The 21,518-nt window shown below is 54.4% G+C and carries 13 protein-coding genes; 6 read left to right on the forward strand and 7 right to left on the reverse strand.

The genetic code is table 11. From position 1 onward, the window contains the following. Positions 1-91: 91 nt before the first annotated feature. Together IPN69_01210 and IPN69_01215 are read left to right on the forward strand one after the other, a co-directional pair. Positions 92-922, forward strand: a complete 831-nt coding sequence (locus IPN69_01210) for a M23 family metallopeptidase (protein ID MBK8809338.1) — start codon at positions 92-94, stop codon at positions 920-922. Between the two features lie 139 nt (positions 923-1,061). Next, the gene (locus tag IPN69_01215) at positions 1,062-3,242 is read left to right on the forward strand and encodes a S46 family peptidase (GenBank protein MBK8809339.1); all 2,181 of its coding nucleotides are present in this window, start codon (positions 1,062-1,064) and stop codon (positions 3,240-3,242) included. A 747-nt stretch (positions 3,243-3,989) separates the two neighbouring features. Here IPN69_01215 and IPN69_01220 read toward each other — a convergent pair. The 3 genes from IPN69_01220 to IPN69_01230 all read right to left on the reverse strand — a co-directional run bounded on the left by IPN69_01220 (position 3,990) and on the right by IPN69_01230 (position 7,652). Further along, a complete protein-coding gene (locus IPN69_01220; protein MBK8809340.1) occupies positions 3,990-4,751 on the reverse strand; it encodes a transglycosylase domain-containing protein in 762 nt (253 codons plus the stop codon). A 383-nt stretch (positions 4,752-5,134) separates the two neighbouring features. Next, positions 5,135-6,598, reverse strand: coding sequence for a phytoene desaturase (locus tag IPN69_01225; GenBank protein MBK8809341.1), 1,464 nt, complete (start codon positions 6,596-6,598; stop codon positions 5,135-5,137). An 88-nt stretch (positions 6,599-6,686) separates the two neighbouring features. After that, the gene (locus tag IPN69_01230; protein MBK8809342.1) at positions 6,687-7,652 is read right to left on the reverse strand and encodes a histone deacetylase; all 966 of its coding nucleotides are present in this window, start codon (positions 7,650-7,652) and stop codon (positions 6,687-6,689) included. Between the two features lie 657 nt (positions 7,653-8,309). Here IPN69_01230 and IPN69_01235 point away from each other — a divergent pair. After that, on the forward strand, positions 8,310-11,027 hold the full coding sequence (locus IPN69_01235; protein ID MBK8809343.1) for a protein kinase: 2,718 nt from the start codon (positions 8,310-8,312) through the stop codon (positions 11,025-11,027). A gap of 266 nt (positions 11,028-11,293) precedes the next feature. On the opposite strand, the gene IPN69_01240 is transcribed toward IPN69_01235, so the two are convergent. The 3 genes from IPN69_01240 to IPN69_01250 form a co-directional block, all read right to left on the reverse strand. Continuing rightward, on the reverse strand, positions 11,294-12,334 hold the full coding sequence (locus tag IPN69_01240) for a hypothetical protein (GenBank protein ID MBK8809344.1): 1,041 nt from the start codon (positions 12,332-12,334) through the stop codon (positions 11,294-11,296). 166 nt (positions 12,335-12,500) lie between these two features. Further along, a complete protein-coding gene (locus tag IPN69_01245) occupies positions 12,501-12,722 on the reverse strand; it encodes a septum formation initiator family protein (GenBank protein MBK8809345.1) in 222 nt (73 codons plus the stop codon). Positions 12,723-12,819: 97 nt separating this feature from the next. Continuing rightward, positions 12,820-14,211 (reverse strand): phosphoglucomutase/phosphomannomutase family protein, encoded by a 1,392-nt coding sequence (locus IPN69_01250; GenBank protein MBK8809346.1) that lies wholly within the window; start codon positions 14,209-14,211, stop codon positions 12,820-12,822. A gap of 681 nt (positions 14,212-14,892) precedes the next feature. On the opposite strand from IPN69_01250, the gene IPN69_01255 reads away from it, so the two are divergent. Both IPN69_01255 and IPN69_01260 read left to right on the forward strand, forming a co-directional pair. Then, positions 14,893-16,920 carry a radical SAM protein gene (locus IPN69_01255; protein MBK8809347.1) on the forward strand — a complete coding sequence of 676 codons (2,028 nt, stop codon included), beginning with the start codon at positions 14,893-14,895 and terminating at the stop codon, positions 16,918-16,920. A gap of 291 nt (positions 16,921-17,211) precedes the next feature. Next, entirely contained in the window at positions 17,212-20,931 is a 3,720-nt protein-coding gene (locus IPN69_01260) for a HEAT repeat domain-containing protein (protein ID MBK8809348.1), read from the forward strand. Here IPN69_01260 and IPN69_01265 read toward each other — a convergent pair. Further along, positions 20,924-21,103, reverse strand: coding sequence for a hypothetical protein (locus IPN69_01265; protein ID MBK8809349.1), 180 nt, complete (start codon positions 21,101-21,103; stop codon positions 20,924-20,926). The two genes, IPN69_01260 and IPN69_01265, sit on opposite strands and share 8 nt — an antisense overlap. Positions 21,104-21,216: 113 nt before the next feature. Between IPN69_01265 and IPN69_01270 the strand changes: the two genes are divergently transcribed. Next, a complete protein-coding gene (locus tag IPN69_01270) occupies positions 21,217-21,438 on the forward strand; it encodes a 30S ribosomal protein S21 (protein MBK8809350.1) in 222 nt (73 codons plus the stop codon). Positions 21,439-21,518 lie beyond the last annotated feature (80 nt).

Genomic DNA, 21,518 nt, shown 5'->3' on the forward strand with positions numbered 1-21,518 from the left:
TTTAGTCGCTTGCGGCTGTTCTTGCGTGATTCCGCGTGCTGAAACGCTGGACTTTCGGCGCGAAATCATTAAAAGGAGCTTTTAAGGCGTAATGCAGAAGAGCAAAAATAGTTACAGTTTTTTACTAACACACACCACCAGATCAAAAATTTACATTCGCAGGGTCGAAGTTTCAAAGCAGCTTTTACACTCGGGTTTCGTTGCGTGCCTGTTCACGCTGGTAATAGTATCGGTCGGAGCATTCAGCTTGACGCGTTTCAACGTTCTCGCGAACGTTGATCCGGAAGCGACTCAAAATCTGGTGGCGCAACAGGCGGCTATTCCGCAGCGGGTTATTCAACCGAAGTCGCTCGATTACAACCGTCCGCAATCCACTGACGAGTTCGCCGCGAACAGCGGCGGACCGGATTCCGAACTTCAGATCTCTGAAAACGAACTCGGAAGCGCGGAAAGCGGCGAAGTGGAAAAAGAACTCCGGACGATACAGGCGATGGCCAGCCCGGACGCGCTTCCCACGATGTGGGCGCATCTCGGAAAGATCAACAACGAGTTTGGCTTCAGACGCAATCCGTTCGGCGGTCGCAGCTACGAGTTCCACGCCGGAATGGACATCGACGGTGAAAAGGGCGACACGGTCATCGCGCCCGGAAAGGGCGTTATCATCAAGGCCGGTTGGCAGGGCGGATACGGCAATATGATCGAGATCGATCACGGAAACGGAATCACGACCCGCTACGGCCATCTCTCGAAGGTCGAAGTCGAAGTCGGACAGACGATCGGACGCGGCGAGCTTATCGGCTATGTCGGTTCGACGGGCCGTTCGACCGGACCGCATCTTCATTACGAACTTCGCCTTAACGACAAACCGATCAATCCGCGGTTCTTTCTCCCGCCGGAGCCGACCGAGATCCGACAAGGTTAGTCGAGTTCAACAATTTAGATCCTTCAGAAGCGAGCCTGACCGGCTCGCTTCTTTCGTTTGTGATTTTTCTGACGCTTTGCGCTAAAATCGAGTAACAGACTGCATTCGATGCAAATTTAAGAAAAAAAGGAATTTAACTATGCGTTATTCACTTCGTTATCCAACTTCGCTGCTTTTGGCGGTTTCCGTCCTTTTCGGTTCAATTGTCCCGGCCGTGGCCGCGCCCGACGAGGGGATGTTCACCCCCGACAAGATCGTCACGCTTCCGCTTAAGGAAAAAGGATTGAAGATCAAGCCGATCGACCTTTACAACCCGAACGGAGTCGATATTTCCGACGCCGTGATCCAGCTCAGTGTCGGCTGCACCGCGGAATTCGTCTCGCCGCAAGGGTTGATCCTGACGAATCATCACTGCGGTTTCGACGCACTCGTTTCGGCGTCGTCCGCCGGCAAAGACTACGGCAAGGACGGTTACAAGGCCGACTCGATGAAGGACGAACTCCCGGCCAAAGACTACAGCATCTTCATCACGAACCGCGTCGAAGACGTGACCGCGAAGATCAAGGCCGGCACCGATTCGCTGACCGGCGACGCGCTTGCGAAAGCGCTTGCCGACAATGTCAAGGCGCTTCAGACCGCCGAACAGGCGAAAGTGCCGGAAGGCACTGCGATTCAGATCCGGATGCTCAACAGCGGGTTCTTCTACTATCTCTACGAAACCGTCGAGATCAAGGACATCCGGCTCGTTTACGCGCCGCCGCAAATGATCGGTTTCTACGGCGGCGACCCGGACAATTTCGAATGGTCGCGCCACACCGGCGATTTCACCTTTCTGCGCGCGTACGTCGCGCCCGACGGCAAGTCGGTGCCGTATTCGGCGAACAACGTCCCGTTCAAGCCGAAAAAGCACCTGACGATCTCGCTTGACGGCCTCAAAGACAACGATTTTGTCTTCGTGATGGGATTTCCCGGCGGCACGACGCGCTATCGCGAAAGCCAGGCGATCGAATACGCGAAGACGACGAACTATCCTTTTCTCGTCGATTATCTGACTTCGTGGAGCAACGCGCTGAAGAATCTCGGCGCGGAGGATGAGGAAAAGCGCGTCGCTCTCCAAGGTGAGATCGCGAGTCTGGACAATGCCCGAAAGCTTTACGAGGGCAGAGTCGCCGCGCTCAAACGCTCGAACTTTGCCGGCACTCGTCGCGCCGAAGAAACGAAACTCGAAGCCTGGATCAAGGGCGACGCGAAGCGCACCGCGAAATACGGCGACGTTCTTGCGGGCCTTGATCGTATATCGAACGATTTCTACGCTTTCGGCGCCCGCGACCGGTTGCTCAGGACCTTCCCGAACGTCGGCAACGCACCGGTTTACAAGCAGATCATCGACGCCGTGGCATCGGTGAAAAGCAATCAGAAGCTGACCGACAAGAAGCGGGCCGAGATCGTCGCGACGATGAAGGACCGCGAACCGCTCGTCGAACGGGAAATGATCAAGTATTTCCTGCGCGCCGCGTCGGAACTGCCCGCGAATCAGCGCTTTGCAGCTGCCGACTCAACCTTTGGCGGCGGCAAGACCAGCGAGCGGCGCAAGAAGGAAGAAGCGTTTGCGAAACTGATCGTCGATTCGGACGCGTTCGATTCGGCGGAAAAGATCAGCGCGCTTTACGATCTTTCGTGGTCCGATCTTCAGGCCAAATACCCTGACGTCGCGCGTATTGCGTCCGCGCAAGCTGATGAGAGAGCGGCGTTTGCGGTGCGCGGCAACAAGTTCAACGGCGAGATCGAAAACCTCCGGCTTCGTTATCAGCAGGCAATGGCTGAGATGAAGGGCGTCAGTCCGTACCCGGATGCGAATTCGACGATGCGCTTTACCTACGGAAACGTTCGCGGTTACCAGCCCCGCGAAGCGGTTCAGTACACGCCGTTCACGACCCTCAAGGGCGTGATCGAAAAAGACACCGGTGTTTTCCCGTTCGACGTTCCGCAGAAGCTCAAGACACTTCAGCAAGACAAGGATTTCGGCCGTTTCGGCGTTGGCGATTCGGTTCCCGTGAACTTCCTTGCGACGACCGACATCATCGGCGGAAACTCCGGAAGCCCGATTATGAACGCCTGGGGTGAACAGGTCGGGATCATCTTTGACGGAAATTATGAAGGAACGGGCAACGATATGTTTGTCGATCCGAATTATGACCGGTCGATCGCCGTCGACATTCGCTTTGTTCTTTTCGTGACAGAGAAATTCGCCGGAGCCGGCTGGATCCTGAACGAAATGACGCTCAAGGGCGGTGCGAAGGTCAAGAAGGCGAAAGCCTAAACCGTTGAACCACGAAGGGCACGAAGTCGCACGAAGTAGAATAGGATTTTCTTCGGGCTTCGCGTCCTTCAGTCATTACGCCCGTTTGATCGAGTTCATCCCGCGAAGAATTGCTTTCAGAAGGCGAAATCCCAGACCGTTTAGCCACGAAGTCGCACGAAGTAGAATAGGATTTTCTTCGTGCTGCTTCGTGTCCTTCAGTCATTACGCCCGTTTGATCGAATTCATCCCGCGAAGAATTGCTTTCAGAAGGCGAAATCCCAGACGGTTTAGCCACGAAGGGCACGAAGTCGCACGAAGTAGAATAGGATTTTCTTCGTGCTCCTTTCGTGTCCTTCAGTCATTACGCCCGTTTGATCGAATTCATCCCGCGAAGAATCGCTTTCAAAAGGCGAAATCCCAGACCGTTGAACCACGAAGGACACGAAGTCGCACGAAGTAGAATAGGATTTTCTTCGTGCTGCTTCGTGTCCTTCGTGGGTTGAGCAAACAACTCTGGTAATTGTCAGTTCGCGCAACCTGGGCGATAAACGGCCTTTCCACAATAGCTTACAAGTTTGGCGCGGCCAGACAATGCTCAGCCGGGCCGGTCATCGAGAAGACAGTTTCGCGTTTCTTAGCGTTTTTTCGCGGTCAAACTTTCTTTTGCGCAATCTGGGTTAAACCATGAAGGAAATGAAGTTGCACCCGAAGAAGAGGATGTTCTTCGTGTTGCTTAGTGCCCTTCGTGGTTTGAGTAAACAACTCTTAGTAAGCCAGTTTGATCGAATTCATCCCGCGAAGGATCGCTTTTTGGCGTCTCGCGACGCGTTTCGGATTTTTCTTCGGATTGAAAACGTTGAGCGGCGACGGAATCATCGCCGAAAGATAGGCGGCTTCCTGTGGCGAAAGCTGCGACGCGGACTTGTTGAAATAAACCCGCGAAGCGGCCTCCGCGCCATAAACACCCTCGCCCCATTCGATGACGTTCAGATAGATCTCGAGGATGCGCTGCTTGGAAAGCTCCTTTTCAAGAAAATACGTGTAGGCGGCCTCGCGCCCCTTTCGCAAGAAATTGCGGTCTTCCGAAAGGAACAGATTCTTCGATAACTGCTGCGTCACCGTCGACGCCCCGCGTTTGAATGACGGCATCGGCGGGATCCAATCATTCGGATCGTAATCGCCCTCCGCTTTGGCTTCCTTTTCGCCTTCTTTGACGGCTTCGTCCCAGGCCTTTTCGATCGCCTTCCAGTCAAAACCGTCGTGCTCGAAGAACCGTGCGTCCTCGCCGGCAAGCACGGCGCGCTGCAAATTCGGCGAGATCTGCGCGATCGGCTGCCAGATCATATACTTGCGCGGTTCACGATTCTCACGGCGCGCTTCGGAAAGTCTGAACTCGATCATCGAACTCGTCGAAGGGTTCTCGGTCCTGAGTTTCGAGATCGACGGGAACGTCACCAACTCGTACACCAGCCAAACGCCGATAGCGCCGAGAAGGATCAGAAACAGGATTTTTGTCCAATACCACATAGCGATTTTCGATTTTGGATTTCGGATTTTGGATTGACGTCCCCCGAGCCAATTTCGGAATTATCCATCAATGCCATCGAAAAACAAACCTCCGGGGGCTAAGGAACGGCAAAGTTGTCCACGTCGCGTCCCCCCGCACCGTCGCCGCCATGGAAAAGGGACGCGGGATGATCCGCGTGGGAACGGATAAGGCGACGATTGAATCAGCCGTCGCTGACGCGACGCTTCTTGAATAAACGAAATCCGGTGGGTTGAAATCCACGGCAAAATTCAGGGCATCGCAACGCGATTCGGGTTGGGCGGACGGATCGTCGCACCCCGGCAATCCGAAATCCGAAATCCCAAATCCCAAATCCCAAATCCCAAATCCCAAATCTTGATTATCACAAATCCGAGATCTGTTTGGCGACGATCTTGCCGCTTGAGATAACGCCCGGCATTCCGGCGCCGGGATGAGTTCCGGCGCCGACGAAATAGAGCCCCACGACGTCCTCGCTTTGGTTGTGCGGACGCAGATAAGCCGACTGCATCAGCGTCGGCTCCACCGAAAACGCGCTGCCGAGATAGCTGTTGAGCGTCCCTTCGAAATGACGCGGATCGATGATGTGCTCCGAGACAATATGTTTGGTGAGATCCGGCAAGTAGTGTTTTTCCAGATACTTATAGATCAGATCACGATAGCGCGGCGCCTCGGTCGCCCAGTCCGTCGATCCGCCGAGATGCGGGACGGGCGAGAGAACATACCAGCAGTCGCAGCCTTCGGGCGCGAGCGTCGGATCCGTCGCCGTCGGCCGGTGCAGGTAGAGCGAGAAATCGTCCGCGAGTTTTTTATCGACGAAGATGTCGTCGAGCAATCCGCGGTAGCGGTTGCCGAGTATGATCTCGTGATGCGCGACCGAATCGTACTTGCGGTCGGTCCCGAAATAAATCACGAACAGCGACATCGAATACGTCATCTTCCTGATCTTCGCGTCGGTATATTTTTTTCGCCAACGCGGCGCGATGAGGTTAAGATATGTCCACGCGACGTCCGAATTGGCGACGACGATGTCGGATTCAATGATCTCACCGGAATTGATCCGCACACCGCGCGCCGCACCGTCCTTGACGATGATCTCCCCGACCTCGGCCTCGGTATAGATCACGCCGCCGATGTCCATAAAGAGGTCACCGAGCGCTTTGACCAACGCTCCCGTGCCGCCCATAGCGAACCAAACGCCGAATTTTTGCTCCAGTTCGTGAATCATCGCGTAGATCGACGTCGATGTGAAAGGGTTTCCGCCGATCAGCAGCGGGTGAAAGCTGAACGCTTCGCGGAGCTTCTCGTTTTTGAAGAACTTCGACGCGAATTTGTAAACGGATCTGTCCGACCGCAGTTTGATCATCTGCGGGACGATCTTCGCCATATCCCAAACGGTCGAGAAGGGCTTGTCGATGAGTTCGAATCCGACGCGGTAGATGTCGTCGAGCGACGCTGCGAACTTCTTGTAGTTCCCGACCTCTTCCGGTGCGATCTTGGCGATCTGCGCGATCAGGGTCTCGCGGTTGTCGTTGTAATGAAATACCGTTCCGTCTTCCCAACGAATGTTGTAGAAAGGGTCGAGCTTGACCAGTTCAAGATAATCGCGGGTTTGCTTTCCTGCGATCGTGAAGAATTCGTCGATCAGCCACGGCGCGGTGATGATCGTCGGCCCGCCGTCGAACTTGAAGCCGTCCTGTTCATAGACGTAGGCGCGCCCGCCGATCTTGTCGCGCTTTTCGACGATCGTCACGTCGTGCCCGCTCGCCTGTAGACGAATCGCGCACGAAAGTCCGCCAAAGCCGCTCCCGATAACTACAATTTTCATTTTTGATCCCGTCGCTTCCGAAGCAAGTTACAGAGTAGGAAGTGAGCGAAGAAAAGACAAGTGCCCGGAATAAATGCGCGGTTTCGACCTACCTCGAGAGAAAGACATTTCGTACCGCGCGGATCGTGTTTGCGTGTATCTCGACCGTTTCGTCGATAGTCGCCCCGTATCCGCCGCTCATCGTCGTAACAATCGGAACATCAAGGCTTTTCGCGTAGTTCAGGACGAGTTCGTCGCGTTCCCGAAGTCCTTCCATCGTCAGACTCAACCTTCCGAGCTTGTCATTCTCATAGGGATCCGCGCCCGCGAGGTAGAAAATGATCTCGGGATCGTGAAGCCTTATCCGGTGAAGCGCTTCGTGCAATGTCTCGAGATACTCAACGTCGGATGTGCCATCCGCGAGTTCGATGTCGAGATCGGAACTCTCCTTGAACAGAGGATAATTCTTGGCTCCGTGGATCGAGAACGTAAAGACGCGTGGATCGTCCCGAAAAATAAACGCCGTCCCGTTTCCCTGATGGACGTCGCAATCGACGATCAGCGCCCGTTCACAGAGCCCTTCGCGCTGCAGAACGCGGATCGCGACGGCCACGTCGTTGAGCACGCAAAACCCCTCGCCGCGATCGGGATATGCGTGATGCGTCCCGCCGGCGAGATTCGATGCGATTCCGGTCGCAACCGCGGTTCGGGCGGCGTTGATCGTTCCCGAGATGGCGTGGAACGTGCGCCGAACCAACGAGCGCGACCAAGGCAATCCCAATTTGCGGATCTCCTTCGCGGTCAACGTGCCGTTTTGAAGCCTTTGGATGTAATCAACCGTGTGAACCAGCAGCAGATCGCCGATCTCCGCGGGCAGCGGTTCGAAGATCTGGGCTTCGGACAGAGTTCCCTCTTTCAACAGAAGATCGCGGACGAGTTCGAACTTTCGGATCGGAAAAACGTGCTCATCGCCGATTTCGGCGTAATAATAGGGCGAATAGTAAAGCCTATAATCGGACCTCGGATCTCGAATCTGCAAACTCTGATTTTCGGTTCCCCGGTTCGTGTCTTGCATAAGTGCTTGTTGACCTAGTATTTAACATTCGGCGCGGTTGTTCAATTCCGGTATCCGAGCTTTTTGAAATCGGAGTTTCGCCGATACGGCGGATTTGCGGCAGGCGGGTCGCTTGAACCCGAATTACGCAAAAGAGGCAGATTCAGAGAATTTCCGCTCTTTGCGATCTTGGCGGACTCTGCGCGAAGATCCGGCTTTGGATCGCTCGGATCTCTCCGGCAAATCCGGGAGCGGTTTCTCTCCGCGGACCTTTCGCATCCGCGGGAGTTGCGCGTGTAACACACGCTTTGGAATCGGCGTGACCAGCCAGCACGTTTCGCTCCGCTTCACGTGGTGCTATCACAAGTTCGCGTGCTCCGCACGCTTGAAGAAGTGAATTCAGTTTCCGACGGGACAAAAGGAACGGTTGCTTCGAGTCATTGCGCCGGTAAAACGAGTTCCCTGGATCCTGCGCGGAACTCCGAAGTTCAGCGAATGGAACGATCGAAATGAATTGATCGCGCCTCTCTCAGGATTCCGGCAGGTGATTGTTGTTAAATGCGTAATCTGCGTTGAACAAGCGGTGACCGCAATTCGGCGCCGGCAATGCCATTTTTCCTTGGCTTTTGTACTATACTCAATCAAAACACCGCTTGCTCTCACATTGCGGTTTGCCATTTGTCCTTGATGGAAGTTCAGAGACTACAGAAAATCGAAGAGATCTTTCACGCCGCGCTGGAAGTGGAGTCCGGGCAACGCGCCGCCCTTCTAACGGACCGATGCGGAACCGATGATTCGCTTCGGCGCGAGGTCGAATCGTTGCTTGACCACGAAAGCGCACTCAGCGACTTCCTCGACACCACGCCCGAATCATTCATTGCCGAAGCGTTTACGGAATCGGATGCCGCCGCGTTGCTCATCGGAAAGAAGATCGGGCATTACCGCGTCCGCGAACTTCTTGGCAAAGGCGGCATGGGAGAGGTTTTTCTGGCGGAAGACACCAGCCTCAAACGCCGTGTCGCGCTCAAATGCCTTCCGCCCGAATTCGTTGAGAACAAGGACCGGATGACGCGTTTCATCAACGAAGCGCGTGCGGCGTCGGGGTTGAATCACCCGAACATCATCACCATCCACGAGATAAACCAGTTCGACGGGATCCATTTTATCGCGACCGAATACATCGAAGGCAAAAATCTCAGCGAATTCACGAAAGGCGAACGCTTGAGTGTCCGCAAGGCACTCGAGATCGCCATCCAGATCGCTTCGGGCCTCGGCGAGGCGCATTCCGCCGGGATTATTCACCGCGACATCAAGCCGGACAATATAATGATCCGCAAGAACGGTCTGATCAAGATCCTCGATTTTGGCATCGCGAAGCTCGTCGAAGGGCAGATCAACGTTTCGGAAGCAAATTCCGCGTCGGCCGAATTGCCCGGAGAAATCAGAGATCAGTTTCTGACGAATCCCGGCTCGATCATCGGCACCGCAAGGTATATGTCGCCGGAGCAGGCACGTGGAAAAGAGATCGACTCACGCAGCGACATTTTCAGTTTTGGCGTTTTGTTCTATGAGTTGCTCGCCGGAAACACCCCATTTCCGGGCGAAACCCCTCTGGAAATCCTCGGCGCGATAATGCAGACCGCTCCGAAACCGCTGGAGTCGACAGACATTCCGTGTGAGATCCGCGACATCGTCGGCAAATGTCTGGCGAAGGATCCGGACGAACGCTATCAAACGACCGACGATCTCCTTTCAGATCTCACAAAGGCAAAGGAGAAACTGGCGACGGATACGCAACGGCTCCGTGCGTTCGCGACCGGCGAAACCGTGCTCAATACGACCGACGCGCGGGTGGCCGAAATCGGACCAAGCCGTCCGCGCGGGTTTGGAATCGCACGCCTGAACCGGAATTTCGTCAGACTCGTTCCGTTCGTCGTACTGCTCTTGCTCGTCTCGGCGATCGGATTCTGGAGTTACCGTTATTTCTCAGCAGCGAAACAGATCAAATCGGTCGCTGTAATGCCGATCGTCAACGAAAGCGAAAGTAAAGATGCCGACTATCTTTCGGACGGAATGACGGAGAATCTGATCAGCAATCTTTCGAACATCCCCCAACTTTCGATAAAGGCCCGGAGTACGGTCTTCACGTATAAGAACCGATCGGTCTCGGCAAAGACGATCGGGCAGGAACTGAATGTCGATGCTGTGCTCATCGGAAACCTGATTCAGCGCGGCGAGACACTGCGCGTCAATCTCGAGTTGGTCGATGCGGAAACCCAGGACGTGCTTTGGTCCGAAAATTACGAGCGCGATATCGACTATTTGGTTTCGCTCGAAAGTGAGATCGCAAGCGATGTTTCCGAGAATCTCAGGCTCAAGCTGACCAATGCCGAGCTGAAACAGGTCGCGAAATCCTACACCACGAACTCCGAAGCCCAGCGAATGTATCTCAAGGGGCGTTTTCATTGGAACCGGAGGACCGAACGGGATTTTGAATCCGCGGTTCGTTATTTCGAACAGGCGGTCGAGATTGATCCAAACTATGCGCTCGCGTACACAGGACTCGCCGACACCTACGCATTGATGCCTTTGTACGGCAACTTCCGTCCGAATGATTACATCCCGCTCGCGAAACGGGCGGCGCTCAAAGCCATCGAACTCGACCCGCAATTGGCGGAGCCACACGCGTCGCTCGGCTACATCACGAATACGTACGATTACGATTGGGAGGGAGCCGCTCGCGAGTACAGGATCGCGATCAGGCTGAATCCGAATTATGCGACGGCTCATCAGTGGTACGCCGAACACCTGGCGTTCAAAGGAAAAAATGACGAAGCCTTGAACGAGATATCGCTGGCGTTGGAACTCGACCCGTTCTCCGTCGTCATCAACCGGATGAAAGGAAACATCTTGGGATTTGCGAAAAGACACGACGAAGCGATCGCGCAACTGAAGAAGACGATCGAGCTGTTTCCCGAGAATGCGCTCGTCAGATTCAACCTCGGTGACGTTTACGCCGCCCAGAGAGCGTACCGGGAGGCCATTGAACAGTATCTGATCGCGCTCAAACTCGACGGCCGGGACCCGGCGGATGTTCAGAGATTCGAATCCGCGTATCGAAAACTCGGCTGGGAGGGCTTTTGGAACGAGTATCTCCGGAGTCTTCTGGCGGGAAGGAATTCCGCCGCGGCGTCCGGCCAAAGCGAGTATTTCAATAGCGAAAACATCGCCTTCGTGTTTGCGGCAACAAAGAACAAGGAACAGGCCCTCGAGTATCTACACAAAGCGTTCGAAGAGCGCGACCCGACTCTCATCAGTATCAAGGTCTCCGGCGTCTATGATTTTCTCGAAGACGATCCGCGGTATCAGGAGTTGCTAAGGAGTATCGGCCTGTAGCGTTTGCAGAATCAAGACATTCCGGATTCCAAATTCCAGGATTCCGGATTCCGGATTCCAGATTCCAGATTCCAAGATTCCAGGTTTCCAGGATTCCAGGATTCCAGGATTCCAGGATTCCAGGATTCGAGATTCGGGAGCTTTGAAAAACCCACGGGTTCTTTGTATTCGGGGCCGGGACGAGTCAGGACCATCTGCGGTAGCGGATGGTTGAAGATCGGTTGGTATCAATACTTCGGTCCGGGAGTGCCGCAACCAACCATCCGCTACCGCAGATGGTACCGACTCGACGCGATTGCAACGCGATTCGGAATTCCCAGTCTGGAACGCCTGGAATTCTGGAATCCTCTGGAATCCTCTGGAATCCTCAGGAATCCCCTGGAATCTCTGGAATCCTCTGGAATCCTCTGGAATCTCTGGAATCCCCTGGAATCTCTGAAATCCCCTGGAATCCCCTGGAATCCCTGGAATCTCTGGAATCCTCTGGAATCCCCTGGAATCCCCTGGAATCTCTGAAGTCCCCTGGAATCCCCTGGAATCTCTGAAATCCCTGGAATCCTCTGGAATCCCTGGAATCCTTTGGAATCCCTGGAATCCTCTGGAATCCTCTGGAATCCCTGGAATCTCTGGAATCCCTGGAATCCTCTGGAATCCCTGGAATCTCTGGAATCCCCTGGAATCTCTGAAATCCCCTGGAATCCCCTGGAATCTCTGAAATCCCCTGGAATCTCTGAAATCCTCTGGAATCCTCTGGAATCTCTGGAATCCTCTGGAATCTCTGGAATCCTCTGGAATCCCTGGAATCCCCTGGAATCCCCTGGAATCTCTGAAATCCCCTGGAATCCCCTGGAATCTCTGAAATCCCCTGGAATCCCCTGGAATCTCTGAAATCCCCTGGAATCCCCTGGAATCTCTGAAATCCTCTGGAATCTCTGGAATCCTCTGGAATCTCTGGAATCCTCTGGAATCCCTGGAATCCTCTGGAATCCTCTGGAATCCCTTGGAATCCTCTGGAATCCTCTGGAATCCCTGGAATCCTCTGGAATCTCTGAAATCCCTGGATTCCCTGGAATCCTCTGGAACCCCTGGAATCCTCTGGAATCTTTGGAATCCCTGGAATCCCTGGAATCCCTGGAATCCCTGGAATCCCTGGAATCCCTGGAATCCCTGGAATCCCTGGAATCCTCTGGAATCCTCTGGAATCCTCTGGAATCCTCTGGAATCCCTGGAATCCCTGGAATCCCTGGAATCCTCTGGAATCTCTGGAATCCTCTGGAATCCCTGGAATCCCAAATCGCAAATCCCAAATCGCAAATCGCAAATGGAGATGCGGCCCTGAGTTTCGGGTAACTCAGGGCCGCGATTTTAAGCGGAAGGCTTAGCTGTAGGCAAAGCGGAGCGGACAGGCAAAAGGCGGATTACTTACGGGCAGGGCTATCTATAGTCAACGAACCAACTTCTCCGCAATTTAGTTTAGTTCGCCGGCACAAGAATCTTTTCATTCGGACGACTCATACCGATCTTTCGCGCTTCGCGCTCGATCGCGTTCTTGTCGTTCTTCAGGTTGTGGATCTCTTCCTGCAAGGCGAGATTCTCTCCTGATACTTTTTCAATTTCGACGTTCAGTTCGGTGTTTTGCGCGGCTCCTTCATTCATTTCCGAAAGCGCGCGAAGGTTGATCGCAAGTGCGAGCATCAAACCGATTGAAAACACAACCACGAATACGAACCAATTTGGTGTTCCGTTACGGCCCGCCGACTTTGACCGACTTTTCGCGTTCGAATTCCGCGATCTATTCCAGTAGGTAGCGACGTCCTTCCTCAAGCAACACCTCCAAATCTTCCGAACTCTCCGATTCCGCGTAAATTCTGACGAGCGGTTCGGTTCCCGACGGCCGCATCAACATCCAGCTTCCGTCTCCGAAGAAAAACTTCACACCGTCCATACGGTTGATGCTTTCAACTTTGCGCCCGCCGATCGAATCGGGTTTGCGGGCCAACTTCTCTTTCAAACTTCCGGCCACTTCGTCGGTCAGTTTCACACCGATCCGGCCTGATTCCAGTTTCCCGACCCGGGAATAGATCTCATCGAGCTGCGCCGTCAGGCTCTTTCCTCGTACAGTGACGGCTTCGACCGCTAAAAGACAGGCCAGGATCCCGTCTTTTTCCGGAAAATGTCCGCGAATCGAAAGTCCGGCGGATTCCTCACCGCCAAGAATGATCTCGTCCCGATTTATCAATTCGCCGATGAATTTGAAACCGACCGGCGTCTCATAAACTTTCAAACCACGGGTCGCAGCGACCCGATCAACGAGGTGCGAGGTGGCGACGCTGCGCGCGACCCCGAGCGTCCATCCGCGCGATTCCGCAAGATAATCTGTCAATATCGCGATCAGGTGATTCGGCTGGATGAAAGCCCCGTTCGAATCTATCACTCCGAATCGGTCGCCGTCGCCGTCGGTCGCGAGCCCGAGCGTCAAGCCTTTTGTCTTGACCGCTTCGATCAATTCGCCGACCTGCTTCTCGCTCGGCTCCGGGGATCTTCCGCCGAACGTCACATCGCGCCAATCGTGAATCGTTTCAACCTCGAGGCCGTAATCGCGAAGTATCTTGTCGAGATATCCCCGCCCTGTGCCCCAAAGTGCGTCGTACGCGAATCGGCCCTTTGCGTCCGCGATGGCGTCGAACCGGATCTTTGATTTCAAATCGTCCAGATAAGCGGGACGCGCATCGAATTCCTCGATCGAACCACCCTCTGCGTCCGGGGCCTTGGAACCCGATTCATACAACGCCTCGATTCGTTTCGTGATCTCCGGCAGTGCCGGCGCTCCATCGGACGTTGAGAACTTGATGCCTTGGTACTCCGGCGGATTGTGCGAAGCCGTGAAATTCAGCCCGCCAACCGCGCCGTTGTTCCGGATCGCGTGCGAAATGGTCGGCGTCGGGGTCGGATGGTTGCAGAGCAGCACCCGGAAGCCCTTTCGACAGGCGATCTCAGCGGCAACGGCCGAGAATTTCTCTCCCATAAACCGCGAATCGTGTCCGATGATCAGCGTTTTTCGATCGTCGCCGATACTCTCTTTCAAATAGCCGCAAATCGATTCCGTTACCCGGCGAACATTGTCATAAGTAAACTCATCTGCGATGATTGCCCGCCAGCCTGAAGTTCCGAAACGAATTGACATAGGATTGAGTTCAAATTATTTGTCTAAGTTTGGAACCAAATCCAGTCTTAAATGCTCCGGACGCGCGTTCAATTTTTATCGATTTGACCAGTTTCCCTTGAAGGTGAAAAAAATTTAGCATAAACACTTTCTTATGTAAAGAGGCAGTTCCTACCGCTAAGTCGCATATTGGCAATACTTTACATTTCTTTCCTCAAGTAAGGGATAAGTCACCTGCTTAAAGTTGAACGAATGGTGAACAACCGGAGCCTTGTAGCCGAACCCCACATACAAACTGTAGATTAAATCAGGATTTGGCGGCATTTGACGTGTTCCGTTTCATAAGTGTTCGACCAAACCGTGTTAAGCAATGGTTTAATGGCGAGCTTTCGATTATTCATTCTGAAAATCCGATCGGCCGCAATTGCGACGGATTGTGTGTGTCAATTATGCCCCGATCGCGCTGGCAACCCGTTTCAGTGTCAAACTGACCCACATTTTTGATCTGCAATTCGCGCCCGACCTGATACGGTAAAGGCATATTTCGCTTAGACTTAAGACGCGAGATTTCGATTGGCACGCGCCTTGCTATTCGTAAGACAACATTTATCGGATCGCGCTCGATCATCGACCAGTTGCGATCCTTCTTTGCTTAAACGCATTTACAGAATTTAAGTCATTATTTGGAGAAGAGAACATTTTATGAGACCCGTGAAACATTTTGAGAAAGGCCTGACCGTTGTCGCAAGTGGCGTATTCAATGCAGTTAAGGCTGTCAACAAGTACAAGCCGAACGCTTCGTTCACGCCGAAATGGGCGGACAAGCCGATCCAGAAGTCGTGGGAGAAGTCGAAGCCGACGCTTGGGTTCCCCCGCACGACCGATTCGCTCTGCCCGAACTGTGTCATTGAGGCACGCGAAGAGATCCTGAGCGGCAAACGCGACGTTTCGACGCTCGTCAACGAGAAGGTCGGTGAGATCAAAGCCCAGATCGTCGAACGTGACGGCCAGATCTGGATGATCAAGGATTGCCCGGAGCACGGACATTTCGAAGACCTGATGGCGATCGACTCGGAATTCCTGAAGCACATTGAAACTCTCTTCCCGGGACGCGATATGCGCTCGCACAACGACGAAAAGCTTCATAACCACGGAACGTCATCGATCAAATACGGCCGCGGCGCCGTTTTGACGGTCGATCTGACCAACCGCTGCAATATGATGTGCGACCCGTGCTTTATGGACGCCAACCAGGTCGGGTTCGTTCACGAACTCAGTTTTGAAGACGTCACCGAGATCCTCGACAATGCGATCTCGATCAAGCCGCGCCGGCAGATGTCGGTTCAGTATTCAGGCGGTGAGCCGACGCTCTCGCCGTACTTCCTCGACGCCGTTCGATACGCCCGCAAGGTCGGTTACAACTCGGTTCAGGCCGCGACCAACGGCATCGAGTTCGCGAAATCGAAAGAATTCTGCCGCGAAGCCGCCGAGGCCGGACTTCGTTTCGTCTATCTGCAGTTCGACGGTATTGGCAACGATGCCAACTCGCATCGCCAGATCGGCAACTTGTTCGACGTCAAGCTTCGCGCGATCAACAACCTCCACGAAGCCGGCGTTGACATCATTCTCGTGACGACGCTCGTCAACGGCGTCAACAACGACCAGGTCGGAACGATCGTTCGCTTCGCGCTCGAGAATCCGAAGAAGATCTCGTTCATCGCTTTCCAGCCGGTCTCGTTCACCGGCCGCGACGAGCACATCACCGAACAGCGCCGTCTGCAACAGCGCTACACCTTGTCGCATCTTGCGCTCGACGTTCAAAAACAGGTCGGAATCACCGAACCGACGCGTGATTGGTTCCCGTTGTCCCTGATGGGCGCTTTCGCGGACTTCGCGGACGTCGTTCACGGACCGGAAGCCGAATGGGGTCAGGTATCGTGCGGCTGCCACCCGAACTGCGGCGTCGGCACGGCGGTGATGATCAACAAGGAAACGAAAGAAATGGCGCCGGTTCCGCAGTTCCTGAACATTCAGGGATTGGTGACCGATATGCAGCACATCACCGACACGAACCGCGGCAAATGGTTCTCGAACATAATGATGGGCCTCGCGCTCCTCAAGAACTACAATCCGTACGGATCGCCGAACAGCCTGACGCTCGGCGGCATCCTGAAGAAGTTCGACAAATCGTTCGGCCTGTCGGGCAAGAACTACGGCAAGGTCAGCGGCGACCGCACGATGGAAGACATTGAAAAGCGTCGTCAGGACCCTTGGAACTTCCTGTTCATCGCCGGTATGTGGTTCCAGGATCTTTTCAACTATGACTTCCGCCGCACCGAAATGTGCATCATCCCGTACGGCACGCAGGAAGGCGAAATCTCGTTCTGCGCTTACAACACGGGCATCGGCTGGAGAAACATCATCGAGCATATGCACCAGAACGCGACCGTCGCGCAGTGGTACAAGGACCACGGACGCCACGAGATCTTTGCCCGCGGCAAGGAAGTCCCCCTCGCGGACAAGTCGCACGGTTTGAACCTCAACGAAGTCGATCTCCAGCGCCCGGACAAACCGGAAATGGAAGGTCCGAAGACGGCGGCCGAAGAAATGCAGATGATGCGCAAGCTTTATCAGCAGATGGTTCTCGACAAGAACCAGATCAAGGGCGACAATCTCGTCCAGATCGGCGGCATCAAACGCGAGAAGAAAAAGGAAGCGGCCTCGGCCTAGTTTTCTGCTTCATTTAATGACTGTGGAGGCTGTCCGAAAGGGCAGCCTCTTTTTTTGTTTTGGGTCTCGATAAACTACGTTCGAACTCTTTTTTCGGGCATCCGGAGCAACTGCTCCGGATGCCCTTCTTGTTTTCAACGCATCTGCTTTCAAAGGCAATCGCCGGGCGCCGGGCGAACTCTCCCGAAACACCGGCTCAAGGCATCGTGAAGATAGGTCAGCCGCATCGAAAAGCCGTTGCTTTTTTTGGTCGTTAGACACATAATTCAGCAAACGAGGTGATTGGTCTTTATGAAACGATTTCTGGCGTCGATTGCGTTCTGTGTCCTTCTGCTGCTGGTCGGTTTGATCGCCTTTTCGCCAGGATCCCGCGCGGACGGCGATCTTGCCCGGAAACTGATCGAACTTCCAGCGCCCCCGCCGCCCAATCCTTTCTTCAAACCCGAACGAAACGCACGGCCGGACGATTTTTACGACCAACGAAAGCCACCGTCGGATGAAGCGCCGATCGATGACCTTCTGGACTTTTGGCAACGCCAAAATCAGGTTGACCGGAAGCGCAGCTACAGCATCAATCCATCGGACAAGACCCTCGAGCGGATAATGGATCAGATCTCCGACGATCCCGAAAAACTGACGCAGTTTCTGAACATCTTCGAAGGCAACGAAGACGGCATCGAATTCGTCAAGCGCATATACGACTCGGAACTCATCAACCGAAAGTTCGAAAAAGACTGGCGCGACACCGTGAAAACCTGGCTGACGTACAACAGCCCTTATTTCAGCAACGAATTGGCGCGAATGGCGCAGGCGGTGCGCGACGAGAACGAATACGTCACGAACCAGGACGAACTTCGCGCGCTGGCCAGGGTCGACTGGGACAAAGCCGAACCGCTGCTCAACAAACTCTCCAATGATGCGTCGCAGCCCGTTTCACAGACCCTTGCGCGCTGGGCCTATTACGAGCGCGCGATGGAAAAGAAGGACGAAATCGAGGCGAGCAAATGGCGCGACCTCTTGAAGGCGACCGTCGAGGACAAGAACCAGAAGCCCGGAAACCGCGATCTGGCGATGGACGCGCTCGTCGAATCTGGCGATTTCGAGGGCCGCGACGAATGGTATATGTCGCTCCTGGAAGACGAAACCCTTCACGATCTGCGCGTCAACGGCCAGACATACACCGGACTGACCACGATCCTCAACCATTCCGAGGAAGGAAAATACACCAAGCGGATGATCGATCTGCTCGGCAGCAGCAGCAAGACCGTTCGGAGCGCGGCGGTCCGCAATCTCGCCGGCCGCGGCGGCACCATTGAAGAGGAAGCAGTGCGTTTGATGCTTCCGTGGCTCGACGATCCCGACTGGGCGACGGATATCAACAATTCGCGCCGGGCGCTGATCTCGGCGCTCAAGGAATATCGAATGCCCGAAAGCGTGCCGGGACTCCTTGCCGTTCTGGCGGAACGAAAGCTCCGCAAGACCCCGTCGCTATCGGCGAATTCGGCGAACACTGTTCCGCGGGCGTCAAACTCAGCCGTCAATACCGTAAGTTCCGAAATTCAGGTTTTTCAGAATCTGTACGAATATCAGAACTTCGTCGGCGAGATAGTCGGGGCGCTCGGCAACCAGCGCGACGCGCGGGCGGTTCCCGAACTTCGTTCCGTAATGCCGGAATTTGAATCTTGGCAACGGCAGAACGTCATCCGCGCGATCCTCAATTGCGGCGGTTTTTCGACTTACGAACAGGTCGATGCGATCGAACACGTCGCGCGTCTGAGCGCGCAGCGCGAGGAGGCAATTCGGCAATCGGTAAATTCGAACACCGCGGTCGATGCCGAAACGATCGAGCTCAAGACCGTGACGGTTACGAATATGGCGGCGCGCTTGAACACGGACGACCCGAACGAACTAAAGTCGCAGCTCGGATCGGCACTGTATCAAAATGACAATCCGACCGAAGACCTTGTATCAGCGATGATCAGCAGGATCGAGGCGCTTGAGAAGAAAGAGCCTCCGATCGCGGCGCAGATGCGCGAGGTACTGCGAAACTGGCGCGGTGTCGCGGTCAACGCCGTTTTGATGCGAACCGTCAAGAACGGGAAAGCCGAACTCTCGGACGCGCTCAAGCTTCTCGCCCGACGCAAGGAGATACGCGAGGCGCAGATCAACGACATTTACGATCTCCGGGGCGGAGTTCCGTTCGCGGTCGGACTTTCGGCCTGCCTTCTCGAACAAAATGGCGAATATGACGCCGCCCTCGACGGCGACGATCTGGAGGTCAAGATCACCGCTCTCGGCTGCGCCCGCCTGATCCGCGCGCCGCTTCCCGTGCGAAAGGTCGCCGACCTGATGAACTCCCCGGACAAGACACTGGCGATGGCGGCGGAAAGATATCTCGAATCCGAGGATTCGCTCGAGGCGCGCGCCTTCGTCCTTGCCAAACACCCGAACGAGGCGAAAGTCCTCGGCGCGCGGACGAGTTTTACCGGCAAAGGCGAATTCAGCGATGCGCTCCGCGAGGTTTTCGCGACCGTTACACCCTTCGAGTTTGGATTCGGCTTCGGAACCGAGTTTGAAGAACTTGACAAGATCGAGGAAAAACTCAAAAAAGAGGTAATTGAAAATCAAGAACTTATCGGGGTCTATGCGTTCGACAAACATTTCGTTCGGATGTATAAGGATCGGGCCGTTTTCAGTTGGGAGGAAGATCCGGCGCGGTTCCGCGAGCGAACACTTGAGACCAATGAAATCGAGCGGCTCAAGGGCTATCTGGCCGAATCGGGCGTTGACGATCTGCCGCCGTTTCTTACGTTTTGCGGCGAGTACTGCGCCAACTCAAAGGAGCTGCTGATGCTCGGACGCGGCGGCGGTCGCCGTGTTTTCACGCTTGGGTTTCAGACACCGCCGTTTTTCGTAAAATTGAACGCGATCTTCGAAGACCTCAAGCGCCCTCCGGCGAAGCTACAGTATTATCTGCAAAAACGCGTTCCGGGACTTGAGATCCTTTTCGAGGACAAGGAACTTTCCGCGCTGACCGTCTGGAAAACCGGTCCGGACCTGCGTGTCCTCACCGACAATTCGACGAAACGCGAGCAGATCGAAAAGGAGTTGGCCGCGCAGGACGACGCGGACGAGGAAAACGAGGATTTCGAATACGAAGAATATCGCGAACGGCGCCGCAAACGCCGCGAACTCCGAGCATATGAGAATCTTAACTGGTTCCGGTTCGGCGGCGGCCGACCGATCGCGGCGGCTGAGCAGCCGGCGAGTTTTTCGTTTATCCCGAATCGCGACCGGCTCACGGTCCAACCGGATCAGTTGCAATGGAAGGCGCGAACGTCCACGGTCGAGATCCGTGCTGATTCCGAAGGCATCTACAAGGTCGTACGCGGTCAGCTCACGCGAATCCGCGCCGGATTTTTCGAAAATCCGGTCGTCACACCGAATGGCCGCTGGGTGATCGCCAGAAAGTACGGATCCGATGAGTCCGACGTTGAAGATCAGTCCTACGGGGTTGGTTTGGTTCGAATAAATCTCGCGACCGGTAAGGAGTTCAAGGTTCCATACCAACAGTATCCGCCGCTTCTGCCGATCGCCTTCGTCGTCGGCCAGAACAAGGTACTTCTCGGCGCGGCTTATACTTACGGAGACGAAGAGGAGAATGTCGATGATTTCGTGATTCCCGAGCCATCCTATCAGAAGTACTATTGGCTCGACCCCGAAACCGGAGCGCTTGCGGAAACCAAGGGAAACGTCGAAGCGCTTTCGCAACAGATGTTCCGTCCGCTTCAACCCGTCAACGCAAAACCGGACGAGTTTTGGGCGGCGATTCCGGACGCCGAGAAGAACAAGACCGATATCGGAATCTACAATCAGCGGACGCTGGCGTTCAAGCCGCTGCTGACGCTTCCGCAGATCGAATTCAACAGTATGCGGATGTGGGTTGACGAGGCCGAAAACAAGGCCTATTTTGCCTACGCCGGCCATCTTTTGAGCGTTCCGCTTAAGTGATTTGCGATTTGCGATTCGGGATTTGGGATTTGGGATTTGGGATTTGCGATTTGCGATTTGCGATTTGCGATTTGCGATTTGCGATTTGGAATCTGGAATCTGGAATCTGGAATCTGTAATCTGGAATCTGTAATCTGGAATCTGGCAAGAAATCGCAAATCGCAAATCGCAATTCGCAAATCCCAAATCCCAAATCCCTTCGCGTTTGCCAGATCAAATGAAAAGTGCTTTAATTGTTGTTTGCTCCGCGAGCAATATCTTTTGCCGAGAGGGGGTGAACGAATTATGGCTTACATTTCTGTTAATACGAACGAATCGATCGAGAATGCTCTCCGCCGTTTCAAGCGAAAGGTTATGACGGAAGAGATCATCAAGGATCTCAAGAAGCACGCGCATTTCATCCCGCCCGGCCAGAAAGCGAAACTCAAGTCGCAGAACGCCCGCAAACGGAACAAGAAACGCATGCGTTCGATGAGAACACAAAACAGCGCGCCGTCCAATGGCTAGTTGAAGTTGTATTCTCGCAGTTTCTATAATGCGTGAAACGAGGTTCATAATACTGATCCGCTCGTTTCACGCATTATCTG

Source organism: Acidobacteriota bacterium (genome assembly GCA_016715115.1).
In the GTDB taxonomy this organism is placed as follows: Bacteria; Acidobacteriota; Blastocatellia; order Pyrinomonadales; family Pyrinomonadaceae; genus JAFDVJ01.